The following is a 19,990-nucleotide window of genomic DNA, read 5'->3' as shown; positions in this document are numbered from 1 at the left end:
GAATGGAGAAGAAAATTATCACGATCAGCCGCGAATTTGGCAGCGGAGGCAGGTATATCGGCAGGCAGATCGCAGCAAAACTGGGGATCGCCTTTTATGACAAGGACATTATCCTGAAGACGGCTGAAGAAACAGGACTGTCAGAAGAATTTATTGAAAAAAAGGGAGAGTATTCACCGGCAAAAAGTATATTTTCCTATGCTTTTGTGGGACGGGACAGCACAGGCATTTCCCTGGATGATTATCTGTATACGGCTCAGAGGAAGGTGATACTTGAGATCGCTGAAAAAGGGCCCTGCGTCATTGTAGGGAGATGTGCGGATTATATTCTGAGAGAGCGTACGGATTGTGTGCATGTATTCATCCACGGAGACCAGAGAGTAAAACTGGAACGGATCTGTGCGCTGTATCAGAAGACAGAAGCCGGGGCATTAAAGCTGATGAAAGACACGGATAAAAAGCGCAGTATCAATTACCGGTATAATACAGACCAGGAGTGGGGGAACGCTCAAAATTATACAATGACGCTGAACAGCAGCGTTTTGGGATATGAAAAATGTGCCCGTCTGATCATGGAGGCGGCAGATTGAAGAGCCAGAACCAGCAGCGGTCTGGGCAGGCTCTCCAGAGGCTTTGAGGATAGCCTGCGCCGGTTAAAGCCTTTGCCGCCGCTTTAAGAAAAGGTAACAGACAATCCCGGTTATGTCGGCCAGGATCCAGCCGATGGGAATCGCCCACCAGATCCCTGCCAGGCCGATTGAGGGGCGGGGAGCCAGCAGATAGGCCAGGGTGACTCTGGTGCCCAGGGAGATGAATGTCAGAAGGACAGAGATCCCGGGTTTCCCAAGACCCCGGTACAGGCCGTAGAGGAGGAAGAGGCAGCCGATGCCGCAGTAGCAGATTCCCTCAATCCGCAGATATTGTACGCCGATAGAGATAATTTCTGTCTCCTCAGGCCGGATAAAAATCGTCATCAGTTGTCCTGCATAGCGGCAGACGATCAGCGAAATGGCGATACAAAACAAGACGGCTGTGAGAACTGCCGTGCGGATGCCCCGGCGGATGCGGTCCTTCTGTGCGGCGCCGTAATTCTGGGCGATGAAGGTGGAAAAGGCATTGCCAAAATCCTGCACGGGCATGTAGGCGAAGGAATCGATTTTGACTGCTGCGGCGAACGCGGCCATAACCGCGACGCCGAAGCTGTTTACCAGGCCCTGCACCATGAGAATTCCGAAGTTCATGATGGACTGCTGAAGGCAGGTGAGGAGAGAATATTGCAGAATCTGTGAGACAGCAGCTTTAGAAAACTGGAGATGCTGTTTTTTTAGTTTTAAAAAAGGTATTTTGCGATAGCAGTACGCGATCATCCCCACAGCTGAGACGGCCTGAGCCAGTATGGTCGCCCAGGCGGCTCCGGAGACGCCCATATCAAAGGACAGGATGAACAGCAGGTCCAGCAGGATATTTAAAGCGGTGGAAACTGCCAGGAATATCAGTGGAATGACGGAATTACCGATAGAGCGGGCCAGAGACGCGAAAAAATTGTACAGGAAGGTGAACAGAATCCCGCAGAAGATAATCTGAAGATAGCTGCGCGTATCGGCCAGTATAGCTTCCGGAATCTGCAGCAGCGCCAGCAGAGGATCGGTGAGGGCTAGCACCAGGAGCTCAATAAAGACAGCCAGTAGGCCGGTGATCACAAAGGATATGAAAATGCAGTTTTTCAGGCTGTCCGCTTTCCGCGCGCCGAACAGCATGGAAAACACAATGCCGCTCCCCATGCAGAGGCCAAGCAGAATGGAAGTGAGGAAGGTCATGAGCGAGAAAGAAGAGCCCACCGCCGCCAGGGCGTCGGAGCCAAGAAAACGGCCGACAATCAATGTGTCAGCCACATTATAAAATTGCTGCAGCAAATTGCCCAGAATCATGGGACAGGCAAACAGCAGCATAGATTTTGTGACACTGCCCTGAGTGAGGTCCTGTTGCATGTTGATGTAACTCCTTATCGTCTGATTTGCGCGGGCAGGCGCAGTATTAGTATAAGGGGCGGCGGGTCATTTGTCAAACCGGAAGGTGAAGAAAAGGTAATGTCAACGCTGCAATTGACAACTTGGTTCAGAGGTAGTATATTTATATTACAAAACCTTTATGGATGTGGATTTTTTTAGAGCTTTCTACTTTTCGCCACACAATGGCCGGACGGCGTCCGGTCCTTGTGTGGTTTTTTGTGTGAAAAGGCTCAGGTGGTTTGGCCGAAGGATGAAAAGCTCTCCGGGCTTAGGGCGTGGTGAAGGGTAGAAAATATCAGGAAAGAACAGGAGTGAGAAAGAAACAATGAATCAGACTTATATGAAAGAGAAGCCGGTACTGGGGCTGATGCTGTCTCTGTCTTTGCCTATGGTGATTTCTATGCTGGTGAATTCACTGTATAATATTGTTGACAGCTATTTTGTGGCTAAAATCAGTGAAGACGCCATGACAGCGCTGTCGCTGGTTTTTCCGGTTCAGAATCTGGTGAACGCCGTCACGATTGGGTTTGGAATCGGAATCAGTGCGGTGATCGCCTTTCACATGGGGGCGCAGGACAGCAGGATGGCGGATCGTGCCGCTTCCTGGGGGCTGGCGTTTAATACATTGCATGGAGTCATACTGACGGTGGGCTGCATCGCGGTTATGCCGGCTTTTCTGGACATGTTCACAGCTGATGCGGAGGTAGCGGGTCTGGGGCTGCGGTATTCTAATGTGGTGTTTAGTTTTTCCACGGTTATCGCTCTGGAGATTTCATTCGAGAAGATTTTTCAGTCCGTCGGGAAGATGGCAGTATCCATGTTTAGCATGTTGTGCGGCTGCATTGCCAATATCATTCTGGATCCGGTTCTGATCTTTGGGCTGGGCCCGGCGCCCCGCCTGGGGATTGAAGGGGCGGCACTGGCTACCGGTATCGGCCAGTGCCTGACGCTCGCAATTTATCTTGTGATCTATTTCGTGAAGCCGCTTCCCGTGCATGTGGGCTGGAAACATCTGTCAGGGGCCAGGGAACTGGCTGGGAAGCTCTACTCAGTAGGAATTCCGGCGGCACTGAACATGGCGCTGCCGTCACTGCTGATTTCTGCCTTGAACGGTATTCTGGCTGGCTTTTCCCAGGTCTATGTGATGGTGCTGGGGGTATACTATAAGCTGCAGACGTTCTTATATCTTACGGCCAATGGTATCGTCCAGGGAATGCGGCCGCTCATCGGCTATAATTATGGGGCGGGGGAGCATAAGCGGGTGAAGAAAATCTACAGGATTGCCCTGGCGATGACAGCGGTCATAATGGTTCTGGGGACGGTTCTCAGCCTGCTCATCCCGGACAGGCTGATGGGCCTGTTTTCAGAAAATGCGGACACTGTCCGCGCAGGCGCAGAGGCACTGCGGATCATCAGCATAGGATTCATTGTATCGTCGGTATCGGTTACTACCTCAGGCGCGCTGGAAGGTCTGGGCAAGGGGCTTCCGTCCCTGGTAATTTCACTGCTGCGGTATGTATTGATAATTATTCCGGCGGCGTTCCTTCTGAGCCGCCTGGCCGGAGCCTCAGGCGTGTGGCATGCGTTTTGGGTCACTGAGATGCTGACAGCGGCCGCGGCATTTTTGATTTACCGGAGGCAGACGGAGAAGAAAATGGCCGGAAACTGATTGTCCACTGCGCCTGGCCTATCAAGACCGAGGTTACTAAAAAGTTCGTTTGCCTGCTTTTTAATATTTAGCTTCGCTAAATTAAATAAAATAGGTGATTTACAGTAAGAAAATCGTGTGCCATAATAATACTACAAAACCAAATTTTGAATGTCTATTTTGTAAAGAAAAATTAATATGAAAAATTGTCTGCTAAGAGCAGGCATTCAGGAAATGAGTTGATGTGTATGACATTACGGTATGCACTGGGAAATCTAGAACTTATTCCGAAAGAAATTCAGGAATAAAATGACAAAATGAAAAAGACATTATTCGTTGTGTGAAATATCCCGATAAGCAGTATGGATGAAAGAGATAAAACAAAGTATAAAGGAATAGGCATAAAAGCGGTTCGGGGATTCGGGAGGTATCATGGAAATTGATATTACTGACAAAATTAAGCAAATTATAAAGTTAAAAGACCAAACGCTTGCCTTGCAAGAAAATAATATGGTTTGGGAACCGTTTATGAAAGATATGTCCTACAGGCTGAGCTGGAATTCAAATTCTCTGGAAGGCAACACCTTGTCGTTAGATGAAACAATTAATGTAATAGAGTACGATAGTGTATGTTCGGGACATACATACAGTGAATATCGGGAGGCAATCTCGTTATATCAGGCGGTTGTGAAATTGGATTATCAAGGTAAAACTCCAATTACCCAATCCTGGATACGAACAATGAATGCAATGATTACGAATATGAACGGAGAATATAGAACAGGACAGGTATATATTGGAAGTGTAGCTGAAGCAATATATTATCCCCCTCAACCTGAAAAAATCTCTGAGTTAATGGAAAGCTATGAACGTGATATCAATCAGGATGAAAAAGATATAAAAAAAATTGTCTCTCATATAGCTAAAAAACATGTGCAGTTTGAGAGGATACATCCATTTGCTGATGGGAATGGAAGAACAGGAAGAATGATCATGGATCAGCAGCTATTGAATCATGGCTTGCTTCCGGCAGTGATTCTAAATAATTCAAAATATAGACAGGCATTCAGGCAATATGATAAGAATGGCAGCATGGTATTGATGGAATCTGTGATAGCAAATGGTATATTGGAGTCGTATAACATCCTACAGGTGATTGAAAAAAAATATAAAATATTTAAGGAAAAGCCATCGCAAACTGTCAAAAAACGAAATTGAAGTTTGCGGAGATATCAATAAAAGTGAATTTAAGATATAATAAAAATATGTTCTTAAGCAAGTGCAAGAGGGTGTCGCAAAATTATCAAAATAGATGATTGAGCGATCCCCTCTTTCTGTATGAGAAAAAAAGGACATAATCATTCTTTGCAGATTTCTTCCTGTTTCCGGTATACCTTAGGTTTTTATTTCTTCAGATATTTGCCGTTACTTCATATTAATTTTCATTCTGGCGGCTTTTCTGCCGGGCCGTGCGGCTGGGGCTGAAGGCGTACAGGATTTATACAGGAAATCAAATCAAACGAAAAAGAGCTTTTTTCATGCTGCTGACAGGATAGCTGAAAAGGCTCTTTTCGTTTGTACTGCCAGGTAAACGAAGGGTGCATCTGCAGCATACTCCAGAGTATGATTGCCTGGACAAGATCTGTAAAAACTCCCCCAAACATGAACTTCCGCCCGTTGTTTGATATCTGGCTTAAATTTATAATAAATAATAACAAAAACAACAGAAGATTGAAATGAAAGGGCAGGGAGGATGAATGTGGGAAAAGCAAAATAGAAGGAAAATATTTTTTCGTGAAAATAGAAATGAAATCTCAATTGCAGTTTTAATTGTGGTGTTGTTGATTGTGTCTCCGTTTCTGTCTGAGTACTTTATGACAGGAGATAATATTTTAAATCTGCTGCGGCAAACTGCCTATACGGCCATAGCAGCGGTGGGCATGTATTTTGTAATTCTGATCGGCGGAATCGATCTTTCAATCGGCTCTACGATTCAGATAGTAGGTATGGTATCGGTTATTTTGCTGAACCGGCATTGTCCGGTGGCTGTAACGGTAATCGCTGTCCTGGTTCTCAGTATGGGCTGCGGGCTGATTAATGGCCTGCTGGTCACATTTGGCAGATTGCAGGCGTTTATTGTAACGCTGGTCATGAAAGAGATACTGGCGGGCATTGTGCTTGTTACCACTGGAGGAGCCAGTATTCCGGGGACAGAGGTACCACAAGAATTTATGTCGATAGGAGCCGGCTACATATGGATTCTTCCGATTCCGGTAGTGATTATGATTCTGGTGTTTGGAGCGGCGTTTTTTGTGATGAAGAGGACAGTTTATGGAAGAAAGCTTTCGGTCAGCGGTTCCAACCGTACGGCAGCATATAATTCCGGCGTTAATGTCCGGCTGGTTCAGATATCTGCCTATATGGTGTGCGCGTTGTGCGCGGGAATATCCGGCCTTCTGACAGTGGCGAGAACCGGAGCTTTTCAGCCATCGACCACTTCCCAGGGTGCTACCGGCATGGAAATGAATGCGATTGCCGCAGTAGTGTTGGGCGGAGCCGCATTAACAGGGGGCACGGGAACTGTTACCGGAGCAATGCTGGGCGCCCTGCTCTATGGAGTCTTGGCAAATCTGTTCCCGCTGATTGGAGTCAGTTCCTATCTGCAACAGCTGATTCAGGGGTTTATAATTTTGGCGGCAGTGGTGGCTTCTGTCAAAGACAGCCGTTCAGTGATTCGCAGGCTGAAATTTAAAAAAGAAAGGCAGTAGGGAGGCGGAAATGGAAACAATTCTTGAATTGAGGAACATACGAAAAATTTTTGGTGGCAATATCGTCCTGGATAATATGAATTTGGCATTTCAGCGGGGAGAGGTTCATGCTTTAGTTGGAGAAAATGGCGCAGGAAAATCAACCATCATTAAAATTATTTCGGGCGTCTATCAGCCGGACGGCGGACAGATCGTGCTGGAAGGGCAGCCGGTAAAATTTCCGGGCCCCAGGGATGCACAGAAGGCGGGAATCAGCACTATGTTTCAGGAAGTGCAGGAGATTCCTGAGATGACGGTGGCAGAAAACATTTTTCTGGGACAGGAACCGGCAGGCAGATATATAAAACTGATAGACAAAAAGAAATTAAATCGGGCGGCGCAAAAGCTGATGGAAGATCTCGGACTGACAATAGATATATCGAAGAAAATGAAAGAACTGACAGTTTCCGGACGAAAAATGGTGGAGCTTGTGCGGGCGGTGAGCTGTAAAGCCTCCGTAGTAATCATGGATGAGCCTACGGCGAATCTCAACGCAGAGGAAATTAAGGTGCTGTTTCGCATGATTGACAGGCTGAAGCAGAACAAAACTACAATCTTATATATTTCACATCGGATGAACGAGGTTTTTACTCTGGCAGATCGGGTTACGGTTCTGCGGGACGGCCGAAAAATAGATACTCTGGAGCGCAGTGGATATGATGAGAAGAGTCTGATTTCGCTTATGATCGGCCGGGAGCTGACAGAAATGTATCCGCAGAGAAACGCGAAAATCGGAAAGCCGGTTCTGAGTGTCTGTCAATTGTCATTAAAAGACTATTTCAGAAATGTTTCGTTTGAAATAAAAGAGGGCGAAGTAGTAGGCCTGGCCGGGCTGGAATCGTCAGGTGCCACTCTGTTGACCAAGGCTCTCTTCGGATTATGTGGGACTCCGGAAGGGAAGGTTATCTGCGGAGGAGAAGAGTTAAGAATGAAAAATTCCTGGGAAAGTATCCGGCAGCATGTGGCGTATGTTCCGGAAGACCGGAAAACGCAGGGGTTGTTTCTGAATCAGAATCTGATTTACAATTACACGATTAGCTCTCTCAGGCCTCATTTCCTTAAGCGCGGCCTGCTGGATACGAGGCGGGAAAGAAAGGAATCTCAGAAAATTTCTGAAGCACTCAGGCTAAAGGCCAGAGATTTATATGTGAAACCGGAAGAGCTTTCGGGAGGAAATCAACAGAAGGTGCTGCTGGGCAGATGGATGATGGAACCGTACCGGCTGCTAATCCTGGAGGAACCTACAAGAGGAGTGGACGTTGGAGCAAAGGCAGAGATCTATCATCAGATTAACCGCATGGCGGAACAGGGCACAGCAGTCCTGATGTATTCCACTGAAATGATGGAACTGCTGGGGATGTGTGACCGGATCCTGGTATTTTCCGCAGGATGTCTGACCGCGGAGCTGAGCCGGGAAGAAGCGACACAGGAAAAAATCATGCAGTACGCGCTGGTAAGGTAGGGGGAAAATATGAAGAAGAGAGTAGAGTTATCACAGGCAGTTCCGGTGATCATGCTGATTTTGCTGATGATCGGAGGTGCGGCCGCTTCGGACAGCTTTTTCACGGTTACGAATTTTTCCAATATTCTGCAGTATGCAGTGGAATCTGCGTTTATCGCCATAGGAATGACATTTGTACTGTTGATAGGCGGCATTGACCTTTCTGTCGGATCTGTCATGGCGTTTGCCTCTGTAGTGGCGGCAAAAATGGCGTTGGAGCATATGCCGCTTGCGGCGATTCTGCCGGTTGTTCTGTGCATTGGAATCCTCTGCGGAGCAGCCAACGGGCTGATTATTACAAAGCTGCGGGTGGAGCCCTTTATGGCGACGCTGGCCATGATGATGATTATGAGAGCGTCTACCTTTATTTTCACAGGAGGCGGCCCTCTGACCGGCTCGGTAGCGCGCTCTTTTAAACAGATCATCAAGGGAACGGTTTTCCATGTACCGGTCGGCGTGTGGTATGTGTTGATCGCGTTTGTGATCGCGTATATTGTGGCCTCTAAAACCCGGTTCGGGAGACACGTCTATGCGGTAGGAGGCGGAGAAGAGACAGCGAAACTTTTTGGGGTCCGGACAGACAGAATCAAGCTTTCCGTGTATGCTGTCAGCGGTGCTCTGGCGGCTTTGTCGGGTCTGCTGGTGTCGGCGAGGATCGGTATCGGAGAACCGCGGACAGGCTATGATTATGAGATGACAGCTATTACCGTATGCGTGGTGGGCGGCGTTAGCATGAACGGGGGAAGGGGAAGTATATTGGGAACCTTTATCGGGCTGATGGTAGTCAGTATGATTAAAAATCTGTTGAATCTGTTGAATTTTGATGTGAATGGACAGCCGATTATAACCGGCGTGATTATTTTGATTACGGCACTGATTGTTAGCCATGAGATCAGTGGCAGAAAAAAACAGCCGGTAAAGGAACGATAAGAGATTTTACAGGCAGGGACGGCCGAAGGCCTTCACACCTGTGAAATAAATAAAATAATAAAGGAGAAGAGTATGAAAAAAAAGACAATGGCATTGTGTCTGGCGGGAGCCATGTGTGTGAGTCTGACTGCATGCAGCGGCGGGGCGCCGACATCGGGAGGAGATGCGGAAGTCTCCGGAAGTGCGTCTCAAAGCGCGGCAGCAGCAGATACGAACGGAGATGGGAAAGTAAAAATCGGATTTTCACAGTGTGTGATGAATCACCCTTTCCGGATTGCGATGGTAGATTCCTTTAAGGAAGTCTGTGCGGCTTACGATGATATCGAGATGGTGGTGGTTGAAGGAAACGGTGACGTGCAGAACGAGATAGCCAATATTGAGTCTCTGATACAGCAGGGATGTGACGCGATCATTGTTTCCAGCCTTTCAGGAACGGCTATCTATCCTGCGTACAAAGAGGTTTACGATGCGGATATTCCTCTGGTAATTGCGGCGAGCGGATGCGCCACTGAGGAAGAGGAGGCGTACAATTATTACGACACATTTGTCTCTACGGATGAAGAAGAAATGGGGAAAGCGGCGGCAGAGTTTGCAGATCAGCTGCTAAACGGAGAGGGAAATGTGGTAATGGTTCGGGGCGTCGTGGAATCGACAAATTCTATGAACCGCTATGTAGGATGGAATGAGGAGGCCAAAAACTATCCGGGGCTTCATGTCATTGCGGAGCAGGCGGCTGACTGGCTGCGGTTGACAGCTAATGAGGTGATGGCAAATATTCTTCAGGCAAATGATGACATTGACCTGGTATATTCGGAAAATGACGAGATGGCGCTGGGCGCTCTGGAGGCTATCCGGGATGCGGGAAGAGAAGACGATATTATGATTATCAGTATGGATGGTCAGCAGGACGCGTGTGAAGAAGTACTGGCGGGAGGTGCGTTCAAACTGACGATCACCAATAATTCCGATATGACGGAGGCTGTGAAGGCGGCGTACAAGCTGGCTCACGGGGAGAGCGTTGAGAAAAGGATTGTTCTCCCTTATGAAATGGTAACTGAAGAAAATGCGGAGCAATATATAGCAGATAATTTCTAAAACAGCCTGCAAATAAAAAGTCAAGGCTAAATTGAAAGAACATTGAAAATTTTATACAGGTTCAAAATTAGGTATTAAAATAAGACCACCACACCAGTGCTGGCCTGAAAATAGTAGTGGATATTTAGGATTCTGGAAGAGATGAAAGATATTCTTTCACTCGACCATAGTAGATTCTTAGAAACTTATTGGCACCCGCTGTCATGTAGACATAGTAAGGTTTACCTTGAGCACGTTTTTTGTCCAAGAACTGATATACAGGGTCAGCCTGTGGTCTTGTTTTAATTAAAACGTCCATTACTTGAAATAAGGTTTTCCTGAGGTCAGAAGAACCACGCTTTGAAGTTGGAACACTTTTTTGTTCATAAGTGCCGGACTCATTCACGCCGGGATCTACACCGGCAAATGCAGTAATAGCGCCTTTATGAGTAAACCGGGAAACATCGCCAATCTCAGCCATGAGCTGAGGACCAAGTGAAGGTCCAACCCCTTTCATAGCCATAACGATAGGATATTCGGGGAGTTTCGATGCGGTTTCATTCATTAAGGTACGCAGCGACTCAACGGTTGCAGAGGCACTGTTAAGCTGGTCAACAGCCTGCCTGATGATAAGCTTTGTAATGTCATCCTTTGGAAGTACAGGAACAAGTTCCTTTGCTTTTCCATAGATTTCTTCAGCCTTTGACTGGCTGAAGTTGTACTTCTTACGTTTGCACCAGTTTTGATAATGGCAGATAAAGGCATTTTGAGACATTTTACGGACACAGTCCACATGCCAGTATGTAGATGCAAAATCGACCCATTTCTGGCTGCCGTCACTGCGTGCAGGACTGTCAAAGTAAGCATTCACACCAGGATAGGTTTGGTCAAGGATTCCAATGAGGTTATTCTTCATAGCCGTCTTATGTTTCATGTAAAAGCAAAACTGACGGTTCATAGTTTTAAGCTGATTTCGTAATTCATCCATAACACTATACTGTTTGAGATTTTGCCACTTGTCAAGTGCATATCGGGCAATCTTAACGGAGTCAGCTTTGTCAGATTTGACTTTGCGAAGGGAATCATTATCAAAATCCTTGATAAGCTTTGGGTTAATGGCACTGACGAAAAGATTTGCCTCGGAAAGCTGATGGGCAAGGACTTCGTAATAATGTCCTGTATGCTCTATTACGATTCGAGATTCGCCTTCAACAGAGTGGATGAGTTCTACAAGTGAATTGATATCACTGGCTGTGTGTTTGATTTCAAAAGGTGCAGAGACAATTTCGCCGAATGGGCGCATGATTGCCACCATGCTTTTTCCTTTAGAAACATCGATACCTACTGCGTTCATAAAATTTGTCACTCCTTAAGAATTATTGCAATGGTTAAAACCAGTTTTACTCATTGCCTATTCAATCTACTGTGGTGTGACACGAATGCGCCTATGACGATTCAACCTGCATAAAACGAACGCTGCGAATGAGGAGCTGGTTATCAGTCTAATTTACGGACGCGAAGTCCAAGAAAGGAAGCCGACATACCGATTGCTCCATCATTATACAGCTTAAGCAACAAGATGGATAATTCCTTACTGGCTGTAAGGGATATTACCCATAAATATATTGTAGTAGAAAGGAGAAAAAAGATGGGATACGAAGAAATTTTACAGGACATACCGGTCAGTGAATACCAGGAAAGGCTGGCGAAAACAAAAGCGGGAATGGAGAAGATCGGGCTGGACGGGCTGTTGGTGTATTCTGATGCGGCCAGAATGAGCAATGTGCGTTGGCTGGCAGATTACAGGGCTTTTGACGGGGTGTTTCCCTATCCGGCGATGGTATTTGTTCCTCTGAATGGGGATCCGATTTTATTTGCAGAGGGCAGTCTGGTGGGATATGCGTCTGATAAGACCTGGTTTGACGATACTCGCGGCATTCGTCAGGAGTTGGGAAATGTTGTCAAGGATTTTACTTCCAGGCATCCGGGGGCCAAGATTGGTCTGAGTGGTGCAAAATACTGTGCGCTGGAATTTTATGAGCAGATTATGAGCAACATCGGAAATGGCACGCTGGAAAAGACGATGCTTATAGAAAATCTGAAATCAGTAAAGAGCGAGCGGGAAATCCGCAATATGAAAGTAGCCGGGGAGCTTGCAGACCGGGGATTATGGAAAATAAAAGAGATGCTGGAATCTGAAAAAAACCTGACTGAACGCGAAGTGGCCCGGCAGGCGATGGCAGAAATGTTCCGGCTGGGCGCAGATACCAAATCCTTTGACATAATGGTGCAGTCGGGAGTGAACGCGGAGCGGTGGTTCCTGGCCTATCCCACCGACAAGATCATACAGAAGGGCGAGACGGTTCTGATCGACATCGGAATCAGATACAACGATTATTCTTCTGACATGGCCAGGGGCGTGGGATACGGCGCGCTGAGTGACGAGCAGGAGCGGCTGCTGGATACCTGTCTGGAGGCGTGGAGACAGGGAGTGGCGGCGCTCAGACCCGGAATGACCGGTAAGGAAGCGGATGTCGCAGCAAATGAAGTGATGCGTCAGGCAGGTTACATACATTTTGCAGGAGAGGGAAGAGGATGTGCTCACTCAACCGGGATGGATCCTGAGGAGGAGATTCCGACAATCGGGCCGGACAGCGACGATGTGCTGCAGGTAAATCAGACATTCTGCTTTGAAATTACGCTCTGTGAGCCTGGGGTAGGCGGTACAAGGATTGAAGATACGATTGTCCTTCGGCAGGACGGTGCGGAGAGTCTGACGAACTTCCCCAAGAGAAACCGTTGGTAAGTTGTAGAAAATGAAAGGGAATGGCGGGAGCTGTTCAGGGATGCTGTTTTGAAGAAGACAGCATCCCTTCGGCGCGTGTAAGGGAGAGTGCCCGAAGATGAGGAAAGAAATACTGCGTGTGAATCAGTTGAACAAAATGTATAACCAGGACAGAATACTCAAGGATATTTCTTTTTTCGTACGGGAGGGAGAAATTGTGAGTATGATTGGTAATAACGGCGTAGGGAAAACGGTTCTGGGGAAAATTCTGGCCGGGGAGATGGAAGAGGATACGGGAAGTGTATGGTTCCATGGTCTGCGCCTGCGCCCGGGAGGGGAAAGAAAGCAGAGGATCTGCTATATTCCGGAGGAAGGTAAAATACTGGAAAATCTGACAGTGGCTGAAAATTTGTTTCTGGGGCAGGAGGACAGTTTTTGCTGCTATTTTAGAAAAAGCGAAATGATCCGTCTGACACGGCAGTATCTGGAACGGTATGATTTTCAGATGCAGGCAGAGGAAAAAGGGAAAGGGCTTTCCGAAGCGAAAAGAAGGATGCTTCTGCTGCTCCGTCAGATGATACGGCCGCCGGGCCTACTGATTGTCGATGGAACGATGGATCTGATTTCACCGTCGGATCTGGAGAACGCCGGCCGTTTGATGCGCGATTTGGCGGGGCTGGGGACTGCGGTTCTGTATCTGACCTGCGATGCGCGGACGGCGAGGCAGCTGTCCTCTAGAGCTCTGTTCCTGCATCAGGGGGTGCTGTTGTATGAAATGGAGCAGAGTGAATTTTCCGAACAGACATTTCAGACGGTGACTTCTGGCTACGTGAGAGCCATACGGTGGGATCAGATGAAGCAGGACAAGAGTTCCGGCGCAGAAGTGCTCAGAGTGGAGAATCTCTGTATAGAACACCTGCGGGGGGTATCTTTTTCTCTGCGCAGGGGAGAGATTCTGGGAATTCTGGGCGGGAGAGGAAGTTATCCGTCGGAGATACTGAAGGTGTTGGGAGGGTATCAGAAGACGAAGGACGGGGAAATCTATATCAAAGGGGAAAAAGTGAATGTAAACCGTCCGGGGGCGGCAGTCAGGAACGGAATCTGTTTTTGCGGAGATGTCCATGAGGAAATGCTATTAGACAGCAGCACGACGCTGAAGATGAATCTGAGCCTGCGGGCGCTGTCCCGGATCAGCAGGAAAGGGCTGATCCGGCCCGGATATGAGGAGATTCTGGCCGAAGAATACAGGAGAAAATTCGGAATCAGCTGCGGGGGCGGGGAGAGACTGGAACATTTAAACTACTCTTCTATCTCCCGGCTGGCGATCGCTTCCTGTATGGCGGGTCATCCGGCCGTGCTGCTTCTAAATAAGATTCTGCGCGGGCTAGATGAAGAAGGAATGGAAACTGTTATGGGAGCCTTAAATGAGGCGAGAAAAACAGCCGGTCTGATTTTAAATATCTCCCGGCTGGAGTTTGAAATTCAAATCTGCAGCCGGATTCTGATCATCGGCAGAAATCGGATCGTGGGTGAGATTGGCGGGGAGGAAGCGGTCAGCAAGGAAATGCTGCGTAAGCTGGAGATAAATCTTATGTGATTTGAGGTGTGGCATGGATAAAGTGATGATTATAGACGATGAAATATGGGTGACAGAGGTGATCCGGAATATCATTGACTGGAAGAAATTTGGTTTTGAAATCGTATCGGTCTGTCATGACGGAGAGGAGGCTATGTCAGTGATCCGTGAGATTCAGCCGGAGCTTTTGCTGACTGATATCCGAATGCCCGGAAAAACAGGGCTGGAAATCATACAGGAAGTTGCTGAGGACTTCCGGGAAATTCTGTGTGTAGTAATCAGTGGATACAATGATTTTGAATATGCGAGGACGGCGCTGTCATGCGGGGCCATCGGCTATCTGTTGAAGCCCATTGATCAGAAAGAGCTGGAGCGCGTGGTAGAAAAGGCCAGGGGTATACTGGAACAGTCCGCTGCACAGAGAGGGGCTGAACTGCGCATGCAGGAAAAATATGAACAAACGATGGATACGCTGAGAGAACAGTTCTTTTCAGGCCTGCTGGAAGGGCAGATGAATCAGCATATAAGCTGCAGAGACGTTAATCAACGATTGAAGATGAAATTTAAAGACGGATACTACAGGCTGATCTGGATGTTGCCCTCACCTAAAGCAGACCTCCGGAGGCTGTTTGCAGACGTGAATAAAACGATCTGGAAACATCAGCTTCCAGTATTGTGCAGTGAAATACTTCCTTTTATCTGGCGGAGAAAGATTCTGCTATTGCTGAATTACGAAAGAGAGCGCCGTTCTGAGATCGGTACACGAGTGGCAAAAATGGCACAGGGGTTTCCGGCCGGAGTGTCCGGGCTTATTTTTCTGGAGGGAGAGGAGTTTTCTGATCTGGGAAAAATGACGGAAGAAAGCAGACGGATGAAACCGCTGGAATTTATCCGCCTGAGGGAAAGGGCAGGCAATTTTTACAGCAGCGCATATCTGAAAGCGTACGGAGAGGCGCCGGGGAATCTGCTTCCTCCGAATCTGGATATCAGCATCCGTCAGGCAGTCAGATCCAGGAATGCGGCAGAGGCGGAAAAAACGGTGGCGGACGCTTACGGCCATATGAGTATGCGCTCCGGTGATCATCCAGCTTCATACGGGGAAGGTATCCTGAAAATGGTGGATATTCTGAAAAAAAGCGCGCAGGGCTGCCCGGATGGCATCAGAATGATAGTCGCTGAAATGACAGAAGATATAGAAGCGGCGGAGAGCCAGGAAGAAATCAAAGAAATCTTCTGCAGGACGGCTCGCAGACTGACAGAGGAAAACAGCGATATGGATGAAAAACGGGAAAAAACGGCAGTCGAATGGATCAGGGATTATATAGACAGACATTATTCGGGCAGCATTTCGCTGACAGATATGTCAGAGATGGTACATCTGAACGCCAACTATTTCAGCGATATCTTCCACAGAGAGACAGGAAAGTCTTTTAAAGAATATTTAACAAGCGTACGGATGGAAGCGGCTAAGACGCTGCTGCGACAGACAGGTTACAAACAGGGGGAAGTGGCGGCCATGGCGGGGTACCGCGATGTAAAACATTTTACAAGAGTATTTAAAAAATATGTAGGGATTTCTCCGTCGGAATACAGAAAACTAATGAGGGAATGATGAGACGATCGGATAAGCAGAGATTCTGCGGGAAAGAAACATCTAGAATGCTGACGAGACATATTGCTTCGGTGGTGGCGATTCAGTGCGGTTTGCAGCTGATCAATCTCTGGGCCTGTGAGAAGCTCCCGGAAAGCCGGCTGTTGAAAATTCTTTCCGGGTTGATGTTGCTGATGATGGCTGCAGAGGTTTTTTACTTTGTGTTTCGGATTCTGCGCTCGATTCGTGCAGTAGAGAATAAGATCAGTCAGCTGAGCAGGGAAGAGGATACGGATACTGCCGCCCGGCTTTCCGAACAGAACGGCACTTCGGAACTCATGGAGGCGATTGAGATCCTGCTGGAAAAAGAATCTTCGGCCAATGTGATGAAAAAGCAGGCGGAAATTAATGCGCTGCAGAGCCAGATAAACCCCCACTTTCTCTATAATACATTGGAAACCATCCGCGGACAGGCGATTTGCTGCGGAGCTGTGGAGATTGCCGAGATGGCCAAAGCGCTGGCTGATATATTCCGTTTTAATATTAATAAGAGAGGCTCCATGATTTTTCTGTACGAGGAGATGGATAATATCGATGCGTATATGAAAATACAAAAGACCCGGTTTCGCGAACGGTTTACACTGGATAAAGAGATAGCACCAGAACTGATGCAGATGAGAATTCCAAAACTTCTGATACAGCCGCTTGTCGAAAACGCATTGAAGCACGGACTGGAACTGAAGAGGGGAAAAGGGCATATCTGGGTGAGAGCAGAGCAGATGGAGGATATGCTGCTTGTCACGGTGGCCGATGATGGAATCGGGATGAGTCTGACCAGTTTGGAACAGCTGAACGAGCGGATCCGCCTGGGAACCAGAGGTCTTAGTTCTGCGGGTAAAATTACCAACATCGGACTTTCTAACATTAATGACCGGGTGAAAATGATCTATGGGCCGAAATATGGAGTAACAGTAAGAAGCGTCCAGAACGTGGGAACCAGAGTGACAGTTTCACTTGGTTTGCAGAAACCGGATGAAGAAGAGTTCTGAACGGCAGTGTGCGGCCGCTGGTTTGAATATATGGAGCGGTCATACCGGAAGATCAGAAAAAATATTAAAAAATTAGCACTCACCTCTTGACAGTGCTAACAATACGTGTTATATTACAAATAGAACAAAGGGAAAGGACCTGAGTTCAGGTAAACCGTATGTTAAGGCATTGATTGGTTAGAATAATGAAAAAGAATGGAGGAATGACTTATGTTAATGCCCAGTATTTTTAGAGATAACCTGTTTGATGATTTTATGATGAACCCCTGGAGAAGTGATTTCTTCAACACTCCGTCAGACAGAAAGTATATGATGAGCACGGATGTGAAGGAGAACGACGACACCTATGAATTGGACATCGAGCTTCCCGGCTATAAGAAAGAGGATGTCCACGCGGAGCTGAACAATGGATATCTGACTATATCTGCTTCTAAGAATGAGAACAGGGACGAGAAGGATGAGAAAGGCAACTATATCCGCCGGGAGCGCTATAGCGGCAGCTGCAGCAGAAGCTTCTATGTGGGCGAGAATGTAAAGCAGGAAGACATCCACGCGAAGTTTGAGGACGGAGTCCTGAAGCTGGTGGTTCCGAAGGAAGACAAGAAGAAAGTGGAAGAAAAGAAATATATCGCGATTGAAGGATAATTGAACACAGAATAGCCGGAGGGATGAAATTCTCATTCCCTCCGGCTTTGTTTTGTATTATAATGTAAAATAGTTGCTATGTGGTTCAGGATTAATCGGGAAGGAGTATACAGAAACATGACAGAAGATGGCATAATGGAGCTGGCAAAGAACGAAGGTTTTACCAATGTGGCGGTGATTCCGGCGGATAAACTGGTTTTTGACCGGGAGCTTCGGAAATATTGTGAAGAGAATGTATGTGGAAATTATGGGAAAAATTATTCATGTCCACCTTTTTGCGGCACTCCGGAGGAGATGCGGGACAGAGCCGGGAAATACGGCCGGGCGTGGATCTTTCAGACAATTGCGGATGTGGGAAGCTGGGATAACCGTCGCAAGCTTGTGGAGGTAAAAGCGGATCATAACCGCAGGAGCCGCAATCTGATTCAGATGCTGAGGGAAGAGGGAGTAGACGGCCTGCCCATGCTGGCCGGACCCTGCGAAGCCTGTGGCACCTGCAAGGGGTTTTCGGGAGAAGCCTGCAAATACCCGGAGGAGGCACCATCCTGTATTTCCGCTTACTGCATGAAGGCAGAGCTGATGGCAGAAGAGGCCGGAATCCCCTACTGGTGCGGCGAAGGGGTGGTCGCCTATTTCAGCCTGTATCTGGTATGAATGAAATTACGAATAAGGAAAGGGACTCTTTATGGAATCAAAATTGATGAGACACAAATATTTCCTGTATGCCACGGAATTCTTTGCGGGCATGTCTGTGATGGCGGTAGAATTGGGGGCCAGCCGTCTGATGGCGCCGTATTTCAGTTCTTCCCAGATCGTATGGACTGTCATAATCGGCGTAATTATGATCGCCATGGCTCTGGGCAACGTATGGGGCGGGCGCTCAGCGGATAAACGGCAGGATCCGGGCAGGCTGTACAGGAGACTGATGATCGCGGCAGTATGGATTGCGCTGATTCCATTTCTGGGCCGGTACCTGATTGTGGGGATTTCCCTGCTGCTGGCAACGTTTATATCTTCTAATTTCCTGATATGGGCGGCTCTGTTTACCTGTCTGGCGATTTTTGCTTTTCCCTGCGTGCTCCTGGGAACTGTGACGCCGTCTCTGGTGAAATACACAGTGGCCAGCCTGGACAATAACGGCAAGACGGTGGGTGAGCTGGGGGCGCTGAATACGATCGGAAGCATCATCGGAACATTTCTGCCGACCTTTGTCACGATACCTGCGGTGGGAACAGCGGCCACTTTTCTGATATTTTCAGGCGTGCTGGCATTCATCAGCATCCTTTATTTTGTATCCGTTAAGAAGAAAAAGATTTTCTGCACCGTAACGGCAGCTCTTCTGGTGGTGCTGGCAGTTCTGACCCCGAAAGTGACGTTTGCTTTCTGGGAGACCGGGGTAACGCTGGAAGATGAGTCGATCTATAATTATCTCCAGGTCAAGGATGATGAGGATAAGACGATCCTCTCTACGAATGTCCTGTTCGGCGTGCAGTCCATTAAGATGAAGAACCAGGAGCTGACGGGTCTGTATTATGATTACGCGCTGGCGGCGCCTGTCATGGCAGGCATGAACACAAAGGATGATAATTCTGTGATGATCCTGGGGCTGGGTTCCGGTACCTATGCCACGTATTGTGACGAATATTTTCCGGGGACGAAGATCCAGGGGGCGGAGATTGATGAGAAAATCGCCCGTATTGCCACGGAATATTTCGATATGCCGTCCAGCGTGGATGTGGCTGTGGAGGACGGGAGAGCTTACCTGACGGCATCGGAGGAGCTGTATGACGTGATCCTGGTGGACGCCTATCAGGATATCACGATCCCATTCCAGATGTCTTCCTTGGAATTCTTTACTCAGGTGAAAGAGCATCTGAAGGATAACGGTGTTATGGTTGTTAACATGAATATGAAATCCCAGGCAGAGGACTCCATCAATGATTATCTGTGTGATACGATTGCGGCCGTATTCCCCAATGTCTACCGGGTTCCGGTAGAGGGCAGTACGAACATGGAGGTGTTTGCCACCGCATCAGACAGCCTTCCGGAGGACTTTGAAGAGAACAGCAGCAGGCTGGAGAAAGGGGCTTTCCGGGCGATGATGGAACAGGTTTCCGGCGGACTGGAGGAATATCAGGGCCAGGGCCGGATACTGACCGATGACAAGGCTCCGGTAGAGCTGTTGGGCATGAAAGTGCTGGACGAAATCATCGGGGACGAACTTGATTATTATAGGAAATTGTATCTGGGATAATGCACAACTGCCTGCCGTCAGTGAGATGGCAGGCAGTTGTTTTTTGTATAAATCAATGACAAAATCAGAGCGGAGAATTGTGAAGTTTGTGAATTGACTTTTTACATAGTTTCCTCTAAAA

The 19,990-nt window shown here is 47.8% G+C and carries 16 protein-coding genes; 14 read left to right on the top strand and 2 right to left on the bottom strand.

The features are described 5' to 3' along the window. The first annotated feature begins 2 nt into the window (after positions 1-2). The gene (locus H9Q79_RS06760; RefSeq protein WP_118646545.1) at positions 3-590 is read left to right on the top strand and encodes a cytidylate kinase-like family protein; all 588 of its coding nucleotides are present in this window, start codon (positions 3-5) and stop codon (positions 588-590) included. Between the two features lie 63 nt (positions 591-653). Here the strand turns inward: H9Q79_RS06760 and H9Q79_RS06755 are convergent, their stop codons facing one another. After that, positions 654-1,988, bottom strand: a complete 1,335-nt coding sequence (locus H9Q79_RS06755; protein WP_118646547.1) for an MATE family efflux transporter — start codon at positions 1,986-1,988, stop codon at positions 654-656. A 346-nt stretch (positions 1,989-2,334) separates the two neighbouring features. Here H9Q79_RS06755 and H9Q79_RS06750 point away from each other — a divergent pair, with 346 nt between their 5' ends. The 6 genes from H9Q79_RS06750 (at position 2,335) to H9Q79_RS06725 (ending at position 9,990) form a co-directional block, all read left to right on the top strand. Then, the gene (locus tag H9Q79_RS06750; protein WP_249329491.1) at positions 2,335-3,678 is read left to right on the top strand and encodes an MATE family efflux transporter; all 1,344 of its coding nucleotides are present in this window, start codon (positions 2,335-2,337) and stop codon (positions 3,676-3,678) included. Between the two features lie 411 nt (positions 3,679-4,089). Next, positions 4,090-4,875, top strand: a complete 786-nt coding sequence (locus tag H9Q79_RS06745; protein WP_249329490.1) for a Fic family protein — start codon at positions 4,090-4,092, stop codon at positions 4,873-4,875. A 539-nt stretch (positions 4,876-5,414) separates the two neighbouring features. Continuing rightward, on the top strand, positions 5,415-6,425 hold the full coding sequence (locus tag H9Q79_RS06740) for an ABC transporter permease (protein WP_249329489.1): 1,011 nt from the start codon (positions 5,415-5,417) through the stop codon (positions 6,423-6,425). 10 nt (positions 6,426-6,435) lie between these two features. After that, complete coding sequence (locus tag H9Q79_RS06735; protein ID WP_249329488.1) at positions 6,436-7,926, top strand: sugar ABC transporter ATP-binding protein; 1,491 nt, start codon at positions 6,436-6,438, stop codon at positions 7,924-7,926. Positions 7,927-7,935: 9 nt separating this feature from the next. After that, positions 7,936-8,895: an ABC transporter permease gene (locus H9Q79_RS06730; protein ID WP_118646575.1), complete on the top strand. Its 960-nt coding sequence runs from the start codon at positions 7,936-7,938 to the stop codon at positions 8,893-8,895. 72 nt (positions 8,896-8,967) lie between these two features. Continuing rightward, positions 8,968-9,990 (top strand): substrate-binding domain-containing protein, encoded by a 1,023-nt coding sequence (locus tag H9Q79_RS06725; protein ID WP_118646577.1) that lies wholly within the window; start codon positions 8,968-8,970, stop codon positions 9,988-9,990. Between the two features lie 124 nt (positions 9,991-10,114). Here H9Q79_RS06725 and H9Q79_RS06720 read toward each other — a convergent pair whose 3' ends face one another. Beyond that, the gene (locus tag H9Q79_RS06720; RefSeq protein WP_118648870.1) at positions 10,115-11,323 is read right to left on the bottom strand and encodes an IS110 family RNA-guided transposase; all 1,209 of its coding nucleotides are present in this window, start codon (positions 11,321-11,323) and stop codon (positions 10,115-10,117) included. A 294-nt stretch (positions 11,324-11,617) separates the two neighbouring features. Here H9Q79_RS06720 and H9Q79_RS06715 point away from each other — a divergent pair, with 294 nt between their 5' ends. The 7 genes from H9Q79_RS06715 to H9Q79_RS06685 all read left to right on the top strand — a co-directional run bounded on the left by H9Q79_RS06715 (position 11,618) and on the right by H9Q79_RS06685 (position 19,869). Then, positions 11,618-12,775 carry a M24 family metallopeptidase gene (locus H9Q79_RS06715; RefSeq protein WP_249329487.1) on the top strand — a complete coding sequence of 386 codons (1,158 nt, stop codon included), beginning with the start codon at positions 11,618-11,620 and terminating at the stop codon, positions 12,773-12,775. 97 nt (positions 12,776-12,872) lie between these two features. Next, entirely contained in the window at positions 12,873-14,351 is a 1,479-nt protein-coding gene (locus tag H9Q79_RS06710; protein WP_330596949.1) for an ATP-binding cassette domain-containing protein, read from the top strand. A 13-nt stretch (positions 14,352-14,364) separates the two neighbouring features. Beyond that, on the top strand, positions 14,365-15,942 hold the full coding sequence (locus H9Q79_RS06705; protein ID WP_249329486.1) for a response regulator transcription factor: 1,578 nt from the start codon (positions 14,365-14,367) through the stop codon (positions 15,940-15,942). Then, positions 15,939-16,970 carry a sensor histidine kinase gene (locus H9Q79_RS06700; protein ID WP_118648162.1) on the top strand — a complete coding sequence of 344 codons (1,032 nt, stop codon included), beginning with the start codon at positions 15,939-15,941 and terminating at the stop codon, positions 16,968-16,970. The genes H9Q79_RS06705 and H9Q79_RS06700 overlap by 4 nt, the downstream gene beginning before the upstream one ends. A gap of 210 nt (positions 16,971-17,180) precedes the next feature. Continuing rightward, entirely contained in the window at positions 17,181-17,615 is a 435-nt protein-coding gene (locus H9Q79_RS06695; RefSeq protein WP_118648160.1) for an Hsp20/alpha crystallin family protein, read from the top strand. A 117-nt stretch (positions 17,616-17,732) separates the two neighbouring features. Next, positions 17,733-18,269 carry a DUF2284 domain-containing protein gene (locus tag H9Q79_RS06690; protein WP_249329485.1) on the top strand — a complete coding sequence of 179 codons (537 nt, stop codon included), beginning with the start codon at positions 17,733-17,735 and terminating at the stop codon, positions 18,267-18,269. Between the two features lie 31 nt (positions 18,270-18,300). Further along, positions 18,301-19,869, top strand: a complete 1,569-nt coding sequence (locus tag H9Q79_RS06685) for a spermidine synthase (RefSeq protein WP_249329484.1) — start codon at positions 18,301-18,303, stop codon at positions 19,867-19,869. Positions 19,870-19,990 lie beyond the last annotated feature (121 nt).

The organism is Wansuia hejianensis (assembly GCF_014337215.1).
Lineage (GTDB): Bacteria > Bacillota > Clostridia > Lachnospirales > Lachnospiraceae > Scatomonas > Scatomonas hejianensis.
This window is presented reverse-complemented; position numbering and strand designations above follow the sequence as displayed.